Origin of the sequence: Herbaspirillum sp. CAH-3 (genome assembly GCF_009668275.1) — a bacterium.
Lineage (GTDB): Bacteria > Pseudomonadota > Gammaproteobacteria > Burkholderiales > Burkholderiaceae_D > Herbaspirillum > Herbaspirillum aquaticum.
The window spans coordinates 1-18,937 of the sequence record NZ_VSWE01000001.1 but is presented as its reverse complement, the minus strand read 5'-3'; the positions used below and the strand labels follow the sequence as shown (position 1 = coordinate 18,937).

Here is an 18,937-nt window from a genome sequence, read left to right as displayed (position 1 = left end):
AAACCCTCCCCGACAGACGCAATCGCCCGCCAGGCAAGGCCGGGCGGGCGATCGATCCATTATATGCGCTGCAATATTAACGCTATGGCATCTGGCTGATGCCAACGCTAGGCGACATGCCGCGTAGCCTGGACATGCATATCCTGCCCCCGCTCAGGTGAAGCCAGGCGCGGTTGCGGGTCGTCCTCGCGCGCGCCGCCCTCGCTCTCATCGTTGTCGTCCTCGTCTTCACCGGCGTCATCCTGCACTGCCGCATCCTTCTTTTGCGGAAGAATGAAGAACAAGGGCCGCACGACGAAACGGCGCAACACCGCCCGCATCGCAATATTGCGGGCGCGGCGCGGCAGGTCGCGTGAACGCAGGGCCAGGGCCAGGGCGCAGGCGAAGGCTACCGCCACCGACAGCAGGGCGGTCACGGCCACACCCCCGGCGGCCAGCCAGAAGGCAGGCGTCATCAGAGTTTCCCAGCCGAGGCTGAAGACTGCGGCAGTCAGCGCACCGGCGGCCAGCGTTACATGGCGGATATCCAGCGGCAGGCTGAAGAAGGCCGCCACCACCGGGGCCAATCCCAGCAGCAGGGCCAGCGACAGGCTACCGGCAATGGTGGCCACGTTGCGCTCCAGCCAGGCGGCGCAGCGCTGGGCGCGCATGGCGCCAAGACCGTGCACCAGGCGGCGATGGTTGGAGACGACCTCCCGCACCCGGCGCAGGGCGAACCAGTTGTCGGCGAAGCCGGCCGCAAGACTGGCCAGCCACAGCAGCACGCCGGTCAGCGCGGCATACAGGGGCGTGGGGCCGACCAGCGAGAGCGCAGCGATGGCCTGGCGCGCCTCGTTGGCCGGCATCGGCTGGCTGCCCAGTGCAAACCAGCCCAGCGCGCACAGCGCTGCCGTGACCGGGATCACCGCCAGCAGATTGCCAAAGATGCCCGCCGACTGCGATCGCAACAGCTGGCCGGATTCGGCGATGAGATCGCGCATGCCATCGGCATCCAGGTCCCCCATGCGAGAAGCCAGGGCCGGTGCGGTCACGGCCGGCTGGCGCGTGGCCAGCACGCCGCCCAGCGCGGCAATGAGCAGGAAACTGGCCGCATAATTCAGCGACGCCAGCGCCCCGTCGACGAAGTGCACGACGCCCAGCGTCGACAGGCTCTGCTTGACCAGGGCCGTGGCGGCGATGACCGCGCCCCCCACCAGACCGGCTCGCATCACCCGGCGATACCCGGCGCCGTCGCGGGCGATGGCCTGCTCGCGGTGGTCAGCGTTGCGCTCGACCATCTTGCGCGCCAGCAAGGCAAAACTGCGCCGCATCAGCCCGCGCACCGAGTCGCGGTGATGGTGGGCGGAAATCAGGTCGCACAGCAGCAACTGCATGCGCCCTGCCCCGGCCAGCGCCGCCGGCCGCGCCACCATGCCGGGCACGGCCGGGCTGATGACGGGACCAGGCACGCCGGAACGCACGTCGATGAGCCGCCCGATGCGCTGCAGGTGTGCGCGCATGCGTTCGACGCGATAGACCAGGCTCACCGAGACGCCGTATTCATCCAGGTGCGCATAGATGCGGTCGGTCTGCGCATGGCACACCGCCACCAGCATGCGCACGCTGCGCAAGGCACCGAGGTCGCCCGGCTGGGCGCGCAGCCAGGCTTCCATCTCCCGCCGCAGCGCCAGGAAGGGCGTGGCGCGCATGGGCATCTTGGGTTCCAGCCGCTGGCGGAAGGCCGGGCTGATGCCATCGGCCACCACGGTGGTGGTCAGGTAGGTGATGGCTTCCTCGATCTGCTGCCAGTACATGTGGGAGATGCCGTCATCGGCCATCAGCTTCCACAGCCGCTGCAGCAGCTCATTGTCCAGCTCCAGCAGCCAGGCGGCATCGTCCGGATCGGGGAACATGGCCGTGAAGAGCGAGGAGAGGTCAGTCGGCGAGAGGTGGCGCGGCAGGATCAGCCGGGCCAGGCGTTCGGTCAGCTCGCCGAAGAAGCCGGGTTCGTGCGGCAGGCCGGTGGTGGAAAAGAGTTCGGGGCCGGTGGCTTCGCGCAGGGTCTTCTGCAGCGCGTTCTGGACCGCGCGCCGCACGTCGCGGTGCTGGTCCAGCCAGTCCAGCATGATGGCCAGACGCTGGCGCCGTACCTGGTGCCAGGCCTGACGATCCAGCAGCGAGACTGCGGGACGGTGGCGCAGCCACTCGGCCACGTCGATCATCCAGTTGGCCCGCTCATGCCAGCTGGCTGCCGGGTCGATGCGACGCATCAGGACTTCCAGCTGCCGGCCGACGTCATGACGGTCCATGTAACGCGCCTGCATGCCGTGACGCATCCGTCTCCACACCACCAGCATCTTGAAGAAAAGAAATTTCATGGGCAGTGAGCGCCTGGGGCGCTTTCAGTTTGTTGCATGCGTAGCCCTTGATATAAGAACGATTGAGCAGAATTCAAGCCCTCGCCGCTGCGCCGGTGTTGGCCGGCTTTTCCCTTATACTCGAAGAAATGTCCGGCGCGGCTGCTGCAATGCCGCATCTTCCCGGCAATCCAACCACAGCAACCTGACAAGGACAGCATCCATGCCAGATCATTCCACCGCATCATCCAACGCAGGCAAATTCACCGGCAGCGACAACTACGTTGCCACCGATGACCTCAAGCTGGCCGTCAATGCCGCCCTCACCTTGCAGCGTCCGCTGCTCATCAAGGGCGAGCCCGGTACCGGCAAGACCATGCTGGCCGAGGAAGTGGCCGCCGCACTGGGCCGCCCCCTGCTGCAGTGGCACATCAAGTCCACCACCAAGGCCCAGCAGGGCCTGTACGAATACGATGCGGTCTCGCGCCTGCGTGATTCACAATTGGGCGATGAACGCGTCAAGGACATCCACAACTACATCGTCAAGGGTGTGCTGTGGCAGGCCTTCACGGCCGAGGAGCCGGTGGTGCTGCTGATCGACGAGATCGACAAGGCCGACATCGAATTCCCCAACGACCTGCTGCGCGAAATCGACCGCATGGAGTTCTACGTCTACGAGACGCGCGAACTGGTGCGTGCCAAACACCGGCCGCTGGTGGTCATCACCTCCAACAACGAGAAGGAATTGCCGGACGCCTTCCTGCGCCGCTGCTTCTTCCACTACATCAAGTTCCCCGACAAGGAAACCATGCAGCAGATCGTCGACGTGCACTTCCCGCACATCAAGCGCGACCTGCTGGCGCGCGCGCTGGACGCTTTTTACCAGGTGCGCGAGGTGCCGGGCATCAAGAAGAAGCCCTCGACCTCGGAGCTGATCGACTGGCTCAAGCTGCTCATGGCCGAGGACATCCCGCCCGAAGCCCTGCACAGCCAGGACAACAAGGCCGTGGTACCGCCCCTGCATGGCGCGCTGCTCAAGAACGAGCAGGATGTGCACCTGTTCGAGCGCCTGGTCTTCATGTCGCGCAACAACCGCTGAACCTGTCGCCATCCACCGGGAGCCGCCATGCAATTCCTCTCGCCGATCACCTTGAAGGGCCAGTTCGCCACCGTCGAGCCGCTGCATCCCGAGCACCACGATGCGCTCATTGCCGCCGTCTCGGATGGCAAGCTGTGGAAGCTCTGGTACACCGCCATCCCCAAGCCGGAAAACATGCGTGCCGAGATCGAACGCCGCCTGCACCTGCAGCAGCAGGGCAGCATGCTGCCCTTCGTGATCCGCCGCAATGACACCGGCGCACTGTGCGGCATGACCACCTACATGAATGCCGATGTGGCCAACCGGCGCGTGGAGATCGGCTCCACCTGGTATGCCGCCAGTGCCCAGCGCACCGGCATCAATACCGAGTGCAAGCTGATGCTGCTCACGCACGCCTTCGAGGACATGCACTGCATCGCCGTGGAGTTCCGTACCCACTGGATGAACCAGCAGTCGCGCGCGGCCATTGCGCGGCTGGGCGCCAAGCAGGACGGCATCCTGCGCAATCACCAGCGCATGCCCGATGGCTCCTATCGCGACACGGTGGTGTTTTCCATCATCGAATCGGAATGGCCTACGGTGCGCCGCCATCTCCAGTTCAAGCTGGGCCGCTGAGGCGGCTGCGGGATTGCATTCATGCTCATCGATTTCTTCTACACCGTGAAACAGGCTGGCGTGCCGGCCTCGATCAAGGAATTCCTGACCCTCTTGGAGGCAATGGACAAGCAGGTCATTTCACCTTCCCTGGATGAGTTCTACTTTCTCTCGCGCATGACACTGGTCAAGGACGAAGCGCACTTCGACAAGTTCGACCGCGCCTTCGGAGCCTACTTCAAGGGCATCGAAACGATCTTCGAGAAGCGGCCGGAGATTCCGCTGGAATGGCTGGTCAAGCAATTGCAGCGCGATCTCACGCCCGAGCAGAAGGCCGCCATCGAGAAGTTCGGTTATGACAAGCTGATGGACCGCTTGAAGCAGTTGCTGGAAGAACAGAAGGAGCGCCACGAAGGCGGCAGCAAATGGATCGGCACCGGCGGGGTATCGCCCTTCGGCCATGGCGGCTTCAACCCCGAGGGCATCCGCATCGGCGGCAAGGGTGGCCAGCGCAGCGCGGTGAAGGTATGGGAAGAACGCGAATACAAGGACTACGACGGCGAACGCGAACTGGGTACGCGCAACATCAAGGTGGCGCTGCGCCGCCTGCGCCGTTTTGCCCGTGAAGGGCTGGAGGAGGAACTGGCGCTGGACGACACCATCCGCGCCACCGCCAGCAATGCCGGCTACCTGGACATCCGCATGCAGCCCGAGCGCAAGAACAAGATCAAGGTATTGATGCTCTTCGATGTCGGCGGTTCGATGGACGACCACATCGCCCGCACCGAAGAACTGTTCTCGGCGGCCCGCACCGAGTTCAAGAACATGGAGTTCTTTTATTTCCACAACTGCGTCTATGACTACCTGTGGAAGAACAACCGCCGCCGCCACGCCGAGCGCTTCCCGACCTGGGATGTGCTGCGCAAGTACACGCCGGACACCAAGCTCATCTTCGTGGGCGATGCCACCATGAGCCCTTACGAAATCGTGCAGCCAGGCGGCTCGGTGGAATACAACAATGCAGAGGCGGGGGCAGAGTGGCTGCAGCGCTTCACCAGTACATTCCCGCACTTCGTCTGGCTCAATCCCGAGCCGGAAGGCCTGTGGCAATACCGGCAATCGATCGCGCTGATCCGCCAGCTCATGAACAACCGCATGTTCCCGCTGACCATGGATGGGCTGGAGGGAGCGATGCGATTGCTCAGCAAGTAGGTCCTCAGGCCGCGACCGGGGTATAGCCTGCTTCCTCGATGGCCTCGGCAAACTGCTGCGCCGGCAGGCTGCTGTCGATGACCACGCGCTTGTCGGCCACTGCAATGTCGACCCTGGCATTGGCGTCCACATCCTTGACAGCCTTGGTGATGACGCCTGCACAGTGGTTGCAGGTCATGTCGTTGACGGTGAAGGTGGTGCTCATGGCGTTTCCTTTCATGAAATGAAGTCAATGATGGAAGCTTAAACCTTCCTACCAAGGGAAGGTCAAGCGCAGCTTCAAGCATCCATGCGACAATCGGGCTTGACCTTACCATCATGGGAAGGATGATGATGCAGGTATCGATCATCCTTCCGGAGTTGTTGCCATGTCCTCTTCCTCCCCTGATGCCGCCGAGATCAGCCTCGATATCGAAGGCATGAGCTGTGCCTCCTGCGTGATGCGCGTAGAGAAGGTACTCAAGAAAATCCCCGGTGTGACCGAGGTCAGCGTCAACCTAGCCACCGAACGCGCCAGCATCGCCACGGCCGAACCCGTGGCCCCGGCGATCCTGATTGCCGCCATCGAGAAAGCGGGCTATCAGGCGCACCAGCACATCCCTGAAGAGACTGCCGCGCCGGCCAGCACCACACGCCGCCTGCCAAGCTGGTGGCCGGTGGCCATCGCGGCCGTGCTGTCGCTGCCGCTCTTGCTGCCCATGCTGCTGGCCCCGCTGGGCATCCGCTGGAGCCTGCCCCCGCTGTGGCAATGGCTGCTGGCCACACCGGTGCAGTTCTGGCTGGGCTGGCGTTTCTATCATGCCGGATGGGGCGCGCTGCGCGCACGTTCGGGCAACATGGATCTGCTGGTGGCGCTGGGCACCAGCGCGGCTTACGGGCTGTCGGTCTGGCAATGGCTGAGCATGCCGGCCATGGGTGATCACGCGATGGCCATGCCGCACCTCTACTTTGAAAGCTCGGCCGTGGTGATCACCCTGGTGCTGCTGGGCAAATGGCTGGAAGGCCGCGCCAAGCGCCAGACGGCCGACGCCATCGCCGCCCTCAACGCGCTGCGCCCCGATCACGCCCGCGTGCGCCGCAATGGACAAGACATCGACGTGCCGCTGGCCCAGGTGCGCGTGGGGGACCTGGTGGTGCTGCGTCCGGGCGAGCGGGTCCCGGTCGACGGCATCGTCAAGGAGGGCCGCAGCCATCTGGATGAAGCCCTGCTGACCGGCGAGAGCCGCCCGCAAGCCAAGCAAGCCGGTGACAAGCTGGCCGCCGGCGCCATCAATGCGGAAGGCGTGCTGGTCTTCGAAGCCACCGCCATCGGTGCCGAAACCATGCTCGCGCGCATCGTGCGCATGGTGGAACAGGCGCAGGCGGCCAAGGCACCGATCCAGCGCCTGGTGGACAAGGTCAGCGCCGTCTTCGTGCCGGCTGTTCTCATCCTGTCAGCCCTGACCTTCCTCGGCTGGGGCCTGGTGGCGGGCGACTGGCAACAGGCCCTGCTCAATGCGGTCGCGGTGATGGTGATCGCCTGCCCTTGCGCACTGGGCCTGGCCACGCCCACGGCCATCATGGCCGGCACCGGCGTGGCAGCACGCCACGGCATCCTCATCAAGGACGCGCAGGCGCTGGAGATCGCGCATCGGGTCGATGTGATCGCGTTCGACAAGACAGGCACGCTCACCGAGGGCCGCCCGCGCCTGACTGAAATGGAAGCCGCTGATGCTGCCGGACGCGATCAGGACCATGCATTGCTGGCGTTGGCCGCCGCCCTGCAAGCCCGCAGTGAACACCCGCTGGCACGTGCCGTGATGGAGGCGGCGGCTGCGCAGCCGGGCCTGGCTATCCCGCAAGCTGAGCAAGTGCGTAGCGTGGCCGGATTGGGCATCGAAGGCCATGTCGATGGCCGGGCACTTTACCTGGGCAGCAGCCGCTGGATGCAGCAGTTGCAGGCCAGCGCCCCGGCCCTGCAAGCGCGCGCCGAGCAGTTGCAAGCCCTGGGACGTACCCTGTCCTGGCTGGCCGAACGTGAAGCGGGCCATGTCCGCATCCTCGGCCTGCTGGCCTTCGGCGACGAGATCAAGCCCGGTGCGCAGCAAGCCATCGCCACCCTGCACGCCCTGGGCATCCGCACCGCCATGCTCAGTGGCGACAACCGGGGAGCCGCACAACAAGTGGCCGCCGCACTGGGCATCCAGGATGTGCGCGCCGAAGTGCTGCCCGGCGACAAGGCCGAGGCCGTTGCCACCCTGCGTGAAAACGGCGCGCATGTGGTGGCCATGGTCGGTGATGGCGTCAACGATGCCCCCGCACTGGCCGCTGCCGATGTCGGCATCGCCATGTCCACCGGCACCGACGTGGCCATGCAGGCTGCCGGGATCACGCTGATGCATGGCGATCCCGGCCTGGCAGCCCACGCCATCGACATCTCGCGCCGCACCTACGGCAAGATTCGCCAGAACCTGTTCTGGGCATTCATCTACAACCTGGTCGGAATTCCCCTGGCCGCCTTCGGCCTGCTCAACCCCATGCTGGCTGGCGCGGCGATGGCGTTTTCCAGCGTGAGCGTGGTCAGCAACGCCCTGCTGCTGCGCCGCTGGCACCCGCAGGGGCCTGCAAACACGGAGAAGTGAACATGAATATCGGAGAAGCCGCCACCGCCTCCGGTGTCTCGGCCAAGATGATTCGCCATTATGAAGAAACGGGCCTGATCCCCAAGGTCGGCCGCACCGATGCCGGCTACCGCGTCTATGGCGAGCGCGACGTGCATTTGCTGCGCTTCATCCGCCAGGCCCGGCAACTGGGGTTTTCCATGGCCCAGGTCAGCGACCTGATCGGGCTGTGGCTGGACCAGTCGCGCTCCAGCCGCAAGGTCAAGCAGCTGGCCCAGACCCACATCGGCGAACTGGAACAGCGCATTCGTGAACTGCAGACCATGAAGGGCACGCTGGAACGCCTGGTGCAGGACTGCCATGGCGACCATCGTCCCGATTGTCCCATCCTCGATGCCCTCGGCGCGCAGCCGGACTGCTGCGCACACACGGAGTCGCAGGCATGAGCGTACTGCGCTGGGGCATCATCGGCTGCGGTGTCGTCACCGAAACGAAAAGCGGCCCGGCCTATCGCACGACACCGGGTTTCGAACTGGCCGCCGTCATGCGCCGCGACGCCGGCCTGGCCGCCGACTACGCGCAGCGCCACGGCGTGCCGCGCTGGTTCGATGATGCCGATGCGCTCATCGGCGATCCCGCTATCGATGCCGTCTACATCGCCACCCCGCCCGATACGCACCTGCACTATGCCTTGAAGGTCGCGGCCGCCGGCAAACCCTGCTGCGTCGAAAAGCCGATGGCTCCCAGCCATGCCGAATGCCTGCAGATGCTCGCTGCCTTCGAGGCGGCGCGACAACCGCTGTTCGTGGCCTATTACCGGCGCTCGCTGCCGCGTTTCGAGCAGGTGCGCCGATGGCTGCAGGAAGGCCGCATCGGCACGCCGCGCCACGTACATTGGCAGCTGGCGCGCACCCCGCACCCGGATGACCTGCAAGGCCGCTATCGCTGGCGCACCGATGCCCGCATCGCACCGGGCGGCTACTTCGATGATCTTGCCAGCCATGGTTTGAACCTGTTCTCGCACTTCTTCGGCGACGTGGCACAGGTGGCCGGTGCCAGCGCCAACCAGCAAGGAATCTACAGCGCCAAAGATGCGGTGGCTGCCAGCTGGCGCTATCACAGTGGCGTCACCGGCAGCGGCAGCTGGCATTTCGGCAGCTTTGAACGGGCTGATCGGGCAGAGATCACGGGCAGCGCAGGCAAGCTGGAATTTTCCATCTTCGAGGAACAGCCACTGGTCCTGACCACGCCGGCGGAGCGCGTGGAGCTGGTCATCCCCAATCCGCAACACATCCAGCAATACCACGTAGCCAACCTGCAAAAGCACCTCAGCGGAGGGGCGCCTCATCCCTCCTGTGGCGACAGCGCTGCGCACACGGCATGGATGATGGAAACGATTCTGGCAAACCGGTGAAATCCTTCACCTGCTTGAAAAATGCATGGCTTGCAGCACGCTTGCCGACTTGCGATGATAATCACCCTTCATAAATCACTAAAAGTTACCGTATCCAGCCAGTACCGATAACATCCATATCACGGGGGGGCCGTCCGACATGCCACAGAGCAATCACCTGACGTTCATCGAGACCGACACACTGCGCATCGGCTTTGAAACCAGCGGCCCGCCAGAAGCCCCTGCCGTGATCCTGCTGCATGGCTGGCCGGACGACGTACGCACCTGGGACGCCTTCCTGCGCCCCCTGCGGGCGGCCGGCTACCGCGTGATCCGGCCCTACCTGCGCGGCTACGGCCCGACGCGGTTCCTCTCTGCATCAACACCCCGCAGCGGCCAGCTGGCCGCGCTGGGCAGCGACCTGATGGCCTTTGCCGATGCCCTGGGCCTGGAGCGCTACTCCGTCATCGGCCACGACTGGGGCGCACGGGCCGCCTACATCGCCGCCTCGCAGACGCCCGAACGCATCACCCATTGCATCGCCCTCTCGGTCGGCTGGGGTACCAACACGCCGGGGCAGCGGCTGTCGCTGCAGCAATCGCGCAATTACTGGTACCACTGGTTCTTCGCGACCCCGCGCGGTGAAACGGAATTGCGCGAGGATCGCCGTGGCTTCGCACGCTTCATGTGGAATACCTGGTCACCTTCCTGGAAATTTGCGGACAGCGAATTCGCCAACACCGCAGCCTCCTTCGACAATCCCGACTGGGCCGAGATCTGCGTGCATTCCTACCGGCATCGCTGGGGCTTCGCCGAAGGGGACCCTGCCTATGCCGCGCTGGAAGCCAGATTGCAGGAGACACCGCGCATCATGGTGCCCACGCTGGTGCTGCATGGCACCGAGGATGGCGCCAATCATCCCTCGACCTCGGAAGACCGGGAGCGCTACTTCGGGGCCGCCTATCGCCGCGTGCTCATCCCGGGCGCCGGGCATTTCCCCCAGCGCGAAAAACCGGAAGAAGCCGTCGAGGAAGTGCTGGCCTGGCTGGCGCACCCGGCCTGAACCTCAGCGTCAGTGGCAGCCACCCCCGTGGCTGCCCAGGTTGGACGGCTTCATGTCGTCGGGCAGGCTGGCCAATCCTTGCAGGATGCCGCAGTCGCGCGCCGGCTGCTCCACCTCGCATTGGGCGCGCAGCTGGTGCAACTGTTCCTGCAAGGCCTGCAACTGCACGATGCGCTGGGCCACGTGGCCGATGTGCTTGTCCAGCAGCGCGTTGACTTCGCCGCAATTCTGCTCGGGTGCGTCGCGCAGGCGCAGCAGTTCGCGCACTTCATCAAGCGTCATGTCCAGCGAACGGCAGTGGCGGATGAACTGCAGCCGCTCCACGTGCCGCGCGCCATAAAGCCGGTAATTCGACGCTGAGCGCGTGGGCTCCGGCAGCAACGCTTCCTTCTCGTAATAGCGGATGGTTTCCACCGGGCAGTCAGCCTGGGCGGCCAGCTCGCCGATCTTCAACGTATCCATGGGATCCTCGCTTGACCTTGTAGTTACTTCAGGGTTTTTAATATACCCCTGAAACCTGTTGGCTGCACAAGGAGGCCTCGATGGCTGGACATTCCCACAAGCACGATCACGACCATTCGCATGACCACGCGCATGAGCATGAGCACGGCCATGCGCATGCCCATCCTCACGCCCGGCAGGCTGAGGGCTGCTGCTCGGGCCATGCCTGTGCCAGCAATGAAGCGGCCCCTGCCCCGATTCCTGCAGCGCACCTGGAGGGCAAGACCGAGGAAGCCGTTTTCTTCATCCAGAAGATGGATTGCCCGACCGAAGAAAAGCTGATCCGCGAGCGGCTCTCGCAGATGGCGGGCGTGGGTACGCTCGAATTCAACCTGATCCAGCGCGAGCTGACGGTGCAGCACCAGCTGCCTTCCATCGCCCCGCTGGTGGACACCTTGAAGGCGCTGGACATGCTGCCGGCCGTGAAGTCCGATTCACTGGACGCCGAAGCCGGCCGCGATGCCCCCGACCAGGCTGCCGCCTACCGCATCCCGGCCCGCCGCTGGGCGCTGCTGGGCCTGGCGGGCGTGGCCGCGCTGGCGGCCGAGGTCGTGGCCTGGAGCAGCGGCGATGAGCGCTCCCTGCCGGTCATCGCGCTGGCGGTCACCGCCATCCTGCTGGGCGGCTTGGGCACGCTCAAGAAGGGCTGGATCGCGCTGCGCAACTTCTCGCTGAACATGAATTTCCTGATGTCGCTGGCCGTCATCGGCGCGGCGGTCATCGGCCAGTGGCCGGAGGCGGCGGTGGTGATCGTGCTGTTCACCCTGGCCGAGATGATCGAAGCCCTGTCGCTGGACCGCGCCCGCAACGCCATTGCCGGCCTGATGGCGATGACGCCGGACATGGCGACCCGGCGCGGCGCGGACGGTGTCTGGTCAACTGTACCGGCCCGCACCGTGACAGTGGATGAAACTGTACGGGTAGCCCCAGGGGAACGTGTACCGCTGGATGGCCTGGTACTGTCAGGCAGCACCAGCATCAACCAGGCGCCCATCACCGGGGAAAGCATCCCGGTACAGAAGCAGCCCGGTGACCCGGTCTTTGCCGGCACCATCAATGAACAGGGCGCTTTCGAGATGCGCGTGACGGCCGTGCAAGGCGATTCGACCCTGGCGCGCATCGTCAAGAGCGTGCAGCAGGCGCAAGGCCAGCGCGCGCCCACCCAGCGCTTCGTGGACAACTTCGCGCGCTATTACATTCCCGCCGTGGTGCTCATGGCCGTACTGGTGGCGGCGTTACCGCCGCTGCTCATGGGTGCGCCCTTCCAGCCCTGGCTGTACAAGGCCCTGGTCCTGCTGGTGATCGCCTGCCCTTGCGCGCTGGTGATCTCCACGCCGGTGACCATCGTCAGCGGACTGGCCTCGGCGGCGCGGCATGGCATCCTGGTCAAGGGCGGCGTCTACCTGGAGCAAGGCCGCCAATTGCGCGCGCTGGCACTGGACAAGACCGGCACGATCACCTTCGGCAAGCCCGCCGTGACCGATGTGGTCTCGCTGCAGCCCGGGGCCGATCAACAGGCGCTGCTGCAACTGGCGGTCGCGCTGGCAGCGCGCTCGGACCACCCGGTGTCGCGCGCCATTGCGCAGCAGGAAGAGTTCGTCACCCTGGAGGTGAGCGACTTTGCCGCCCTGGCCGGACGCGGCGTGCAGGGGCGCATCGCCGGACAACTGCTGCACCTAGGCAATCACCGCCTGGTGCACGAGCTGGGCCAGTGCAGCCCGGAGTTGGAGGCGCGCCTGCAAGCTTTCGAGAAGCAGGGCAAGACCACCACCGTGTTGTGCCGCGAGGGCCAGCCGCAGTTGCTGGTGGCGGTGGCCGACACGGTACGCCCCAGCAGCAAGGAAGCGGTGGCCGAGCTGCAGGCGCTGGGCGTGGAGGTCATCATGCTGACCGGCGACAACAGCCATACCGCGCAAGCCATTGCCAGCCAGACCGGGATTGCCGATGCCCGTGGCGACCAGCTGCCGGAAGACAAGCTCAAGGCCATCGAAGCGCTCAGCGCGCGCCATGGCGTACGCGGCGTGGGCATGGTCGGCGATGGCATCAACGATGCCCCGGCGCTGGCCCGGGCCGACATCGGTTTCGCCATGGGCGCGGCCGGCACTGACACCGCGCTGGAGACGGCCGACGTGGCCCTGATGGATGACGATCTGCGCAAGATCCCCGATTTCATTCGGCTGAGCCGCAAGGCCCACACGGTGCTGGTGCAGAACATCAGCATTGCGCTGGGCATCAAGGCAGTGTTCCTGGCATTGGCACTGGCGGGCATGAGTTCGCTGTGGATGGCGGTGTTTGCCGACATGGGGGCCAGCCTGATCGTGGTCTTCAACGGCCTGCGCCTGGTGCGCGGCTTGCGCCAACGCAAGGCCGCGGCCTGAGACCGCCCGTACAGGTTGATCGCAGGGTCGGCCGCGGTCTATACTGCCGCCCATGATGCTGCGCGCAAAACTCCTCCTGCTCTGGCTGCTGGCGCTGGCGATTCCCGTCCAGGGATTCGCCGCCGTGCTGCAGGCCTGCGCGCCTGCGCAGCAGCAAGCGGTGCCGCACCATGCGCCAGCAGTGCAAGCGCACCCGATGCAGCATGAGCAGCATCAGCATCATGAACAGCAGGCCCATCAAGGCCATCACGCCGATGATCATGGCGCGGCAACACAGGTCGCCTCTGCCGACGCCACCGACACACTCCATCAGCAACATCACAATCATTCCTCCTGCAGCTTCTGTGCCGCCTGCACCGTCGGTGGCCTGTTGCCGCTGGCCTTGAGCGCGCCACCTGCGCCTGATCTTCCCTCGCGCGAATTCATTGCGCTGCCGGCTTCCGGCTTCGTCGGCTATCTGCCGGAAAACCCCGACCGCCCCCCTGCCCTCGCCTGATCCTGCCCTGCGCACCGTCGCGTGCGCCTGAGCCTCGTGCGCGCTGACCTCAGTGCGCGCGCGGCATGACGATCATCATCAGACGAGGATTCCATGATTTCCCATGTTTCACGTCCCTGGCGGGCCGCTGCCGTGGCCGCTTGTGCCTTGCTGGCCGGCTGTGCGCAGCTGTCGCCGGATGGCGGTTTCGGCCAGGTCGAAGAGACCAGCCGCCAGCGCCTGGGCCAGGCCCCGGCCTGGAACCGCAGCCCGCAACAAGCACAGGCCAGCAGCGAGCGCGTGCGCGCCTTGCTGCACGACCCCGCAAGTGGCGCAGCGCGACTGGCCAATGCCGACGATGCGGTGCAGATCGCACTGATCAACAATCCTGATCTGCAGGCCGAGTTCGCCGGTCTGGGCGTGGCCGAGGCCGACCTGGTGCAAGCCGGCCGCCTGCCCAATCCCGGCATCTCGTTCAAGCGCACCCACGCAGGCGACGATCTCAAGATCGAGCGCAGCCTGTCACTGGGCCTGCTGCGCCTCATCACGATGCCGGCGACTACGGGCATCGAACAGCGGCGCTTCGAGCAGGTCCGCCTGTCGCTGGCCGCGCGCGTACTGGCGCTGGCCGCGCAGACGCGCCAGGCCTATTACCAGGCAGTGGCCGCGCAGCAGGGCTTGCAATACCAGGAGCAGGTCGCCGACGCGGCCGAGGCTGCGCATGAACTGGCGGCGCAGATGGCGCGGCTGGGCAACATCAGCCAGCTCGATAGCGCGCGCGAGAAGTTCTTCTATGGCCAGGCCCAGGCCAGCCTGCAACAGGCACGCCGACAAGCGGTGCAGCAGAAGGAAACGCTGGCCCGCCTGCTGGGCCTGGCACCGGACTTCGCGTTGCCGCCGCAATTGCCGTCGCTGCCCAGGCAGCTGGAGGCGGTCGACGACATCGAGCAGCAAGCCCTGCAACAACGCCTCGATGTGCAAGCTGCCCGCACCGAACTGGAGGGCCTGCAGGCCTCGCTGGGTCTGACCCGCGCCACCCGCTTCGTCAACGTGCTGGACCTGGGCGCGGTGCGCACCACCGAGAGCGGCAAGCCCAATGAAAACGGCTACGAGATCTCCTTGGAGATTCCGCTCTTCGACTGGGGCGAGGCGCGCACCGCCAAGGCCGAGGCCATCTACCTGCAGGGCGCGCACAAGCTCGCCGCCACCCTGCTCGATGCACGGGCCCAGGCGCGCCTGGCCTGGCGTGAGCGGCAGGATGCCTACGCGCTGGCACGACGCTACCAGGATGAACTGGTGCCGCTGCGCCAGCGCATCGCCGAAGAAAACCTGCTGCGCTACAACGGCATGCTCATCAGCGTCTTCGCCTTGCTGGCCGATGCGCGCGAACAGGCCGCCACGGTCAATGCCGCCATCGAGGCCCAGCGTGATTTCTGGATCGCCGACGCCAGCCTGCAACAGGCGCTGGGCGGCCGTCCCCAACCAGGAAAGCAACCATGAACCCGAACGACAAAGCGCGCCGCCACTTCCTGCAAGGCGCGGCCCTGGCCGTGACTGCGGGTGCCGTCAGCCGCGCCGGTGCCGCAGGTCTGCCTGAAGCCCCGCTGCAAACCAGCGCGGCCACGCAGCCACCGCTGCAACCCGCCACCGGCCGTCCTTACCAGCCCGTGGTCACGCTCAATGGCTGGACCTTGCCCTGGCGCATGAAGAATGGCGTCAAGGAATTCCACCTCATTGCCGAAGCCGTGGAGCGCGAGATCGCACCCGGCATGAAGGCCAGGCTGTGGGGCTACAACGGCCAGAGCCCCGGCCCGACCATCGAGGTGGTGGAGGGAGACCGGGTGCGCATCTTCGTGACCAACAAGTTGCCTGAAGCAACCTCGGTGCACTGGCACGGACAGCGCCTGCCCAATGGCATGGATGGCGTATCGGGCCTGACGCAGGCGGCCATCCCGCCGGGCAAGACCTATGTGTATGAATTCACCGCCACGCGCGCCGGCACCTTCATGTATCACCCGCATGCCGACGAGATGGTGCAGATGGCCATGGGCATGATGGGCTTCTGGGTGACGCATCCCAAGGACCCGGGCTTGATGCGGGTGGACCGGGATTTCGTGTTCCTGATGAATGCCTACGACATTGCGCCGGGGGCCTCGGTGCCCAAGGTCAGCACCATGCTGGACTTCAACCTGTGGACCTGGAACAGCCGCACCTTCCCCGGCATCGACCCGCTGGTGGTGCGGCAGAACGACCGTGTGCGCATCCGCGTAGGCAATCTCACCATGACCAATCACCCGCTGCACCTGCACGGCCACGAGTTCAGCGTGACCGGCACCGACGGCGGCTGGGTACCCCCGGCCGCACGCTGGCCCGAGGTCACCACGGACATCGCGGTAGGCCAGATGCGCGCCATCGAGTTCGACGCCACCGAGGAAGGCGACTGGGCCCTGCACTGCCACAAGGCGCATCACACCATGAACGCCATGGGCCATGACCTGCCGACCATGATCGGGGTGGATCAATCCAAGGTACTCAACAAGATCACGCGCCTGGTGCCGGATTACATGGCCATGGGCGACAAGGGTGGATCGATGGGGGAGATGGAGATGCCCTTGCCGGACAACACCCTGCCCATGATGACCGGGCGCGGCCCGTATGGCCCCATCGAGATGGGTGGCATGTTCAGCACCGTGAAGGTCCGGCGCAACCTGGCGCGGGATGATTACCGGGACCCGGGCTGGTATCGCGCGCCGGCCGGCACGGTCGCGCGGGAATGGCAGGGCGAGACCCCCGAGGCACGGCGGGCGGCGCCTTCCGGCCCGGCTGCACCGGCCACGCTGGAGGTCATCAAGCCGGGCGGGCATCAAGGGCATCATTGAAAACACGACTTGTTGAGCACCTCTGTCATCAGGTTTTTACATCATTGTTTTTGGATCAGCGACATTGCGTCGCTGATCACTTCACGAAAGGAAAGACCATGTTACGACCCCTCCTCCTCACCACGGCCCTTTGTATGACAGCGCTGGCGGCACACGCGCAGGGTGATGCGCCCAAAGTGGATGGCGAAATCCGCAAGGTCGACACCAGCACGGGCAAGCTCACCATCCGCCATGCGGAGATTCCCAATTTGCAGATGGGCGGCATGACGATGGTGTTCAAGGCCGCTCCCGAGATCCTGGCGCGGGCACGCGAGGGTGAAAAGATCAGCTTCACTGCCGACCGCGTTGATGGTGCGTTGACGGTGACCTCGCTGGAAGAAAAGCGCTGACCACCACCGCAGCGCCGGGACGGTCCACAATTTCGTCGTCCCGGCGACCATCCTGCGGGAGACTTGGCGGTATCATCGGGGTTCGTTTCATCCATCCATAAGAGGCGGCCCTGCCGCCGCACAACAGAGGAGACTCCGGCATGCCCCAAGCGATCGAGCAAACCCCGTCGGCCTATGGCTATCCGCTGCTGATCAAGCAGTTGCTGCACAGTGCCCTGGCCACCGTTCCCGAGCAGGAAATCATTTACGGTTCGCGCCGCCTGACCTATGCCGGTTTTTACGAGCGTGTGCAGCGGCTGGCCAATGTGCTCAAGGAAATGGGTGTGCAGGCCGGCAATACGGTGGCGGTGATGGACTGGGACAGCAATCGCTATCTGGAGTGTTTCTTTGCGGTGCCGATGATGGGCTGCGTGTTGCAGACGGTGAATGTACGGCTCTCGCCGGAACAGATTGCCTACACGCTCAATCATGCGCAGGCCGATGTCTTGCTGGTGAATTCGGATTTCATGCCGGTGTTGAAGCAGATCCGTGGCGAGTTGAACTCCCTCACGCGTTGCGTGCTGCTGACCGACGATGGCAGTCCCTGCCCGCAGGGGCCGGGCTTTGCGGGGGAATACGAAGCCTTGCTTGCGCAGGCCTCGGCGCAGTATGACTTCCCCGACTTCGACGAGAACGCGCGCGCGACGACCTTCTACACGACCGGCACCACGGGCTTGCCCAAGGGCGTGTATTTCAGCCATCGGCAGCTGGTCCTGCATACGCTGGCCACCACGGCCGGGCTGGCGCTGGCGCCGCAGCAGGGGCGTTTGCATCGGGATGATGTCTACATGCCGTTGACGCCGATGTTCCATGTGCATGCCTGGGGGCTGCCTTATGTGGCGACGATGGCGGGGGTCAAGCAGGTGTATCCGGGGCGCTATGTGCCGGATACGATCTGCAAGCTGATCCGTGAAGAGAAGGTGACGTTCTCGCATTGCGTGCCGACCATCCTGCAGATGGTGCTGAGCTCCGAGCAGGCGCGGGAGGTGGATCTGTCGGGGTGGAAGATGATCATCGGTGGTTCGGCGATGACGGGCAGTCTGGCGCGCATGGCGCGGGATCGGGGGATTGATGTCTTTACCGGTTACGGGATGTCGGAGACTTGTCCGGTATTGACGCTGGCCCAGGTGCCGACTGCGGACCTGGGCAGCGAGCGCGAAGCGGCGCTGCGGGTGAAGACGGGGCGGCCGCTGCCGCTGGTGGCCTTGCGCACGGTGGATGGCGATATGAATGATTGTCCGCGGGATGGCAAGAGCACCGGTGAAGTGGTGGTGCGTGCGCCTTGGCTGACGCAGGGCTATCTGCATCAGGCCGAAGCCTCTGAAGAATTGTGGCGTGGGGGGTGGTTGCATACCCAGGATATCGGGCATCTGGATGCGGAGGGCTATCTGCAGGTCACGGATCGGATCAAGGATGTCATCAAGACCGGGGGCGAGTGGGTCTCTTCACTTCAGATCGAGGACATCATTGCGCGGCATCCTGCCGTGGCTGAGACGGCCGTCATCGGGGTGCAGGACGGCAAATGGGGAGAGCGGCCGGTGGCGCTTGTCGTCCTGAAGAAGGATGTGGCTGCAGTTTCCGAAGAGGATATCCGGCAGCACGTGATGGCTGCAGCTGAGGCTGGGACCATCTCTCGTTATGGCGTGCCGGATCGGGTGCGGTTTGTTCCTGAATTGGCTCGTACCAGCGTCGGGAAGCTCAACAAGCGGGTGATGCGGGAGCAGTATCCGGCTGGGGGATGATCCTTCCTGGTTTTTGGTTTGTTTTGTCTTGGCTGAGTGCTTTTCTGGTTGTTCGGTTTGGGGCAGTCTGCACGGAATTTCTTCCTGCGCTCTAGCTTAATTCTTATCTTTCTCCGGTCGGAAGAACGCGCCGGGGGCGGCCCGGCAGCCGCTCACTTTTCTTGTCTCGCCAAGAAAAGTAAGCAAAAGAAGGCGACCGCAACTGCACCGCCCTCCTTCGGAGGGTCCCCGCTTCAG

The 18,937-nt window shown here is 65.0% G+C and carries 16 protein-coding genes; 13 read left to right on the top strand and 3 right to left on the bottom strand.

The window, feature by feature from the left end:
* Window positions 1-107: 107 nt before the first annotated feature.
* The gene (locus FYB76_RS00080; protein WP_154132285.1) at window positions 108-2,357 is read right to left on the bottom strand and encodes a preprotein translocase subunit TatB; all 2,250 of its coding nucleotides are present in this window, start codon (window positions 2,355-2,357) and stop codon (window positions 108-110) included.
* A gap of 202 nt (window positions 2,358-2,559) precedes the next feature.
* On the opposite strand from FYB76_RS00080, the gene FYB76_RS00075 reads away from it, so the two are divergent.
* The 3 genes from FYB76_RS00075 to FYB76_RS00065 are packed head-to-tail and all read left to right on the top strand — an operon-like array spanning window position 2,560 to window position 5,241.
* Window positions 2,560-3,435: a MoxR family ATPase gene (locus FYB76_RS00075; protein ID WP_088754065.1), complete on the top strand. Its 876-nt coding sequence runs from the start codon at window positions 2,560-2,562 to the stop codon at window positions 3,433-3,435.
* A gap of 27 nt (window positions 3,436-3,462) precedes the next feature.
* Window positions 3,463-4,050, top strand: a complete 588-nt coding sequence (locus tag FYB76_RS00070) for a GNAT family N-acetyltransferase (protein WP_034335411.1) — start codon at window positions 3,463-3,465, stop codon at window positions 4,048-4,050.
* A 21-nt stretch (window positions 4,051-4,071) separates the two neighbouring features.
* Window positions 4,072-5,241, top strand: a complete 1,170-nt coding sequence (locus FYB76_RS00065; RefSeq protein ID WP_154132284.1) for a VWA domain-containing protein — start codon at window positions 4,072-4,074, stop codon at window positions 5,239-5,241.
* Window positions 5,242-5,245: 4 nt separating this feature from the next.
* Here the strand turns inward: FYB76_RS00065 and FYB76_RS00060 are convergent, their stop codons facing one another.
* Window positions 5,246-5,446 carry a heavy-metal-associated domain-containing protein gene (locus FYB76_RS00060; RefSeq protein ID WP_088754062.1) on the bottom strand — a complete coding sequence of 67 codons (201 nt, stop codon included), beginning with the start codon at window positions 5,444-5,446 and terminating at the stop codon, window positions 5,246-5,248.
* Window positions 5,447-5,609: 163 nt separating this feature from the next.
* On the opposite strand from FYB76_RS00060, the gene FYB76_RS00055 reads away from it, so the two are divergent.
* The 4 genes from FYB76_RS00055 (at window position 5,610) to FYB76_RS00040 (ending at window position 10,297) form a co-directional block, all read left to right on the top strand.
* Window positions 5,610-7,862: a cation-translocating P-type ATPase gene (locus FYB76_RS00055; RefSeq protein ID WP_154132283.1), complete on the top strand. Its 2,253-nt coding sequence runs from the start codon at window positions 5,610-5,612 to the stop codon at window positions 7,860-7,862.
* Window positions 7,863-7,864: 2 nt separating this feature from the next.
* Window positions 7,865-8,287, top strand: a complete 423-nt coding sequence (cueR, locus tag FYB76_RS00050; RefSeq protein ID WP_154132282.1) for a Cu(I)-responsive transcriptional regulator — start codon at window positions 7,865-7,867, stop codon at window positions 8,285-8,287.
* Entirely contained in the window at window positions 8,284-9,255 is a 972-nt protein-coding gene (locus FYB76_RS00045; protein WP_154132281.1) for a Gfo/Idh/MocA family protein, read from the top strand. The genes cueR and FYB76_RS00045 overlap by 4 nt, the downstream gene beginning before the upstream one ends.
* A 139-nt stretch (window positions 9,256-9,394) precedes the next feature.
* Window positions 9,395-10,297, top strand: a complete 903-nt coding sequence (locus tag FYB76_RS00040; protein ID WP_154132280.1) for an alpha/beta fold hydrolase — start codon at window positions 9,395-9,397, stop codon at window positions 10,295-10,297.
* A gap of 9 nt (window positions 10,298-10,306) precedes the next feature.
* Here the strand turns inward: FYB76_RS00040 and cadR are convergent, their stop codons facing one another.
* The gene (gene cadR / locus FYB76_RS00035; protein ID WP_154132279.1) at window positions 10,307-10,759 is read right to left on the bottom strand and encodes a Cd(II)/Pb(II)-responsive transcriptional regulator; all 453 of its coding nucleotides are present in this window, start codon (window positions 10,757-10,759) and stop codon (window positions 10,307-10,309) included.
* A gap of 80 nt (window positions 10,760-10,839) precedes the next feature.
* Here cadR and FYB76_RS00030 point away from each other — a divergent pair, with 80 nt between their 5' ends.
* The 6 genes from FYB76_RS00030 to FYB76_RS00005 all read left to right on the top strand — a co-directional run bounded on the left by FYB76_RS00030 (window position 10,840) and on the right by FYB76_RS00005 (window position 18,700).
* Window positions 10,840-13,176, top strand: coding sequence for a heavy metal translocating P-type ATPase (locus tag FYB76_RS00030; RefSeq protein ID WP_154132278.1), 2,337 nt, complete (start codon window positions 10,840-10,842; stop codon window positions 13,174-13,176).
* A 52-nt stretch (window positions 13,177-13,228) separates the two neighbouring features.
* Window positions 13,229-13,672 (top strand): hypothetical protein, encoded by a 444-nt coding sequence (locus FYB76_RS00025; RefSeq protein ID WP_154132277.1) that lies wholly within the window; start codon window positions 13,229-13,231, stop codon window positions 13,670-13,672.
* Window positions 13,673-13,765: 93 nt separating this feature from the next.
* On the top strand, window positions 13,766-15,151 hold the full coding sequence (locus FYB76_RS00020; protein WP_154132276.1) for a TolC family protein: 1,386 nt from the start codon (window positions 13,766-13,768) through the stop codon (window positions 15,149-15,151).
* Complete coding sequence (locus FYB76_RS00015) at window positions 15,148-16,530, top strand: multicopper oxidase family protein (RefSeq protein ID WP_154132275.1); 1,383 nt, start codon at window positions 15,148-15,150, stop codon at window positions 16,528-16,530. Before FYB76_RS00020 ends, FYB76_RS00015 begins: the two co-directional genes overlap by 4 nt.
* 98 nt (window positions 16,531-16,628) lie before the next feature.
* On the top strand, window positions 16,629-16,919 hold the full coding sequence (locus FYB76_RS00010; protein WP_088754052.1) for a copper-binding protein: 291 nt from the start codon (window positions 16,629-16,631) through the stop codon (window positions 16,917-16,919).
* A gap of 140 nt (window positions 16,920-17,059) precedes the next feature.
* Complete coding sequence (locus tag FYB76_RS00005) at window positions 17,060-18,700, top strand: fatty acid--CoA ligase (RefSeq protein ID WP_154132274.1); 1,641 nt, start codon at window positions 17,060-17,062, stop codon at window positions 18,698-18,700.
* Window positions 18,701-18,937 lie beyond the last annotated feature (237 nt).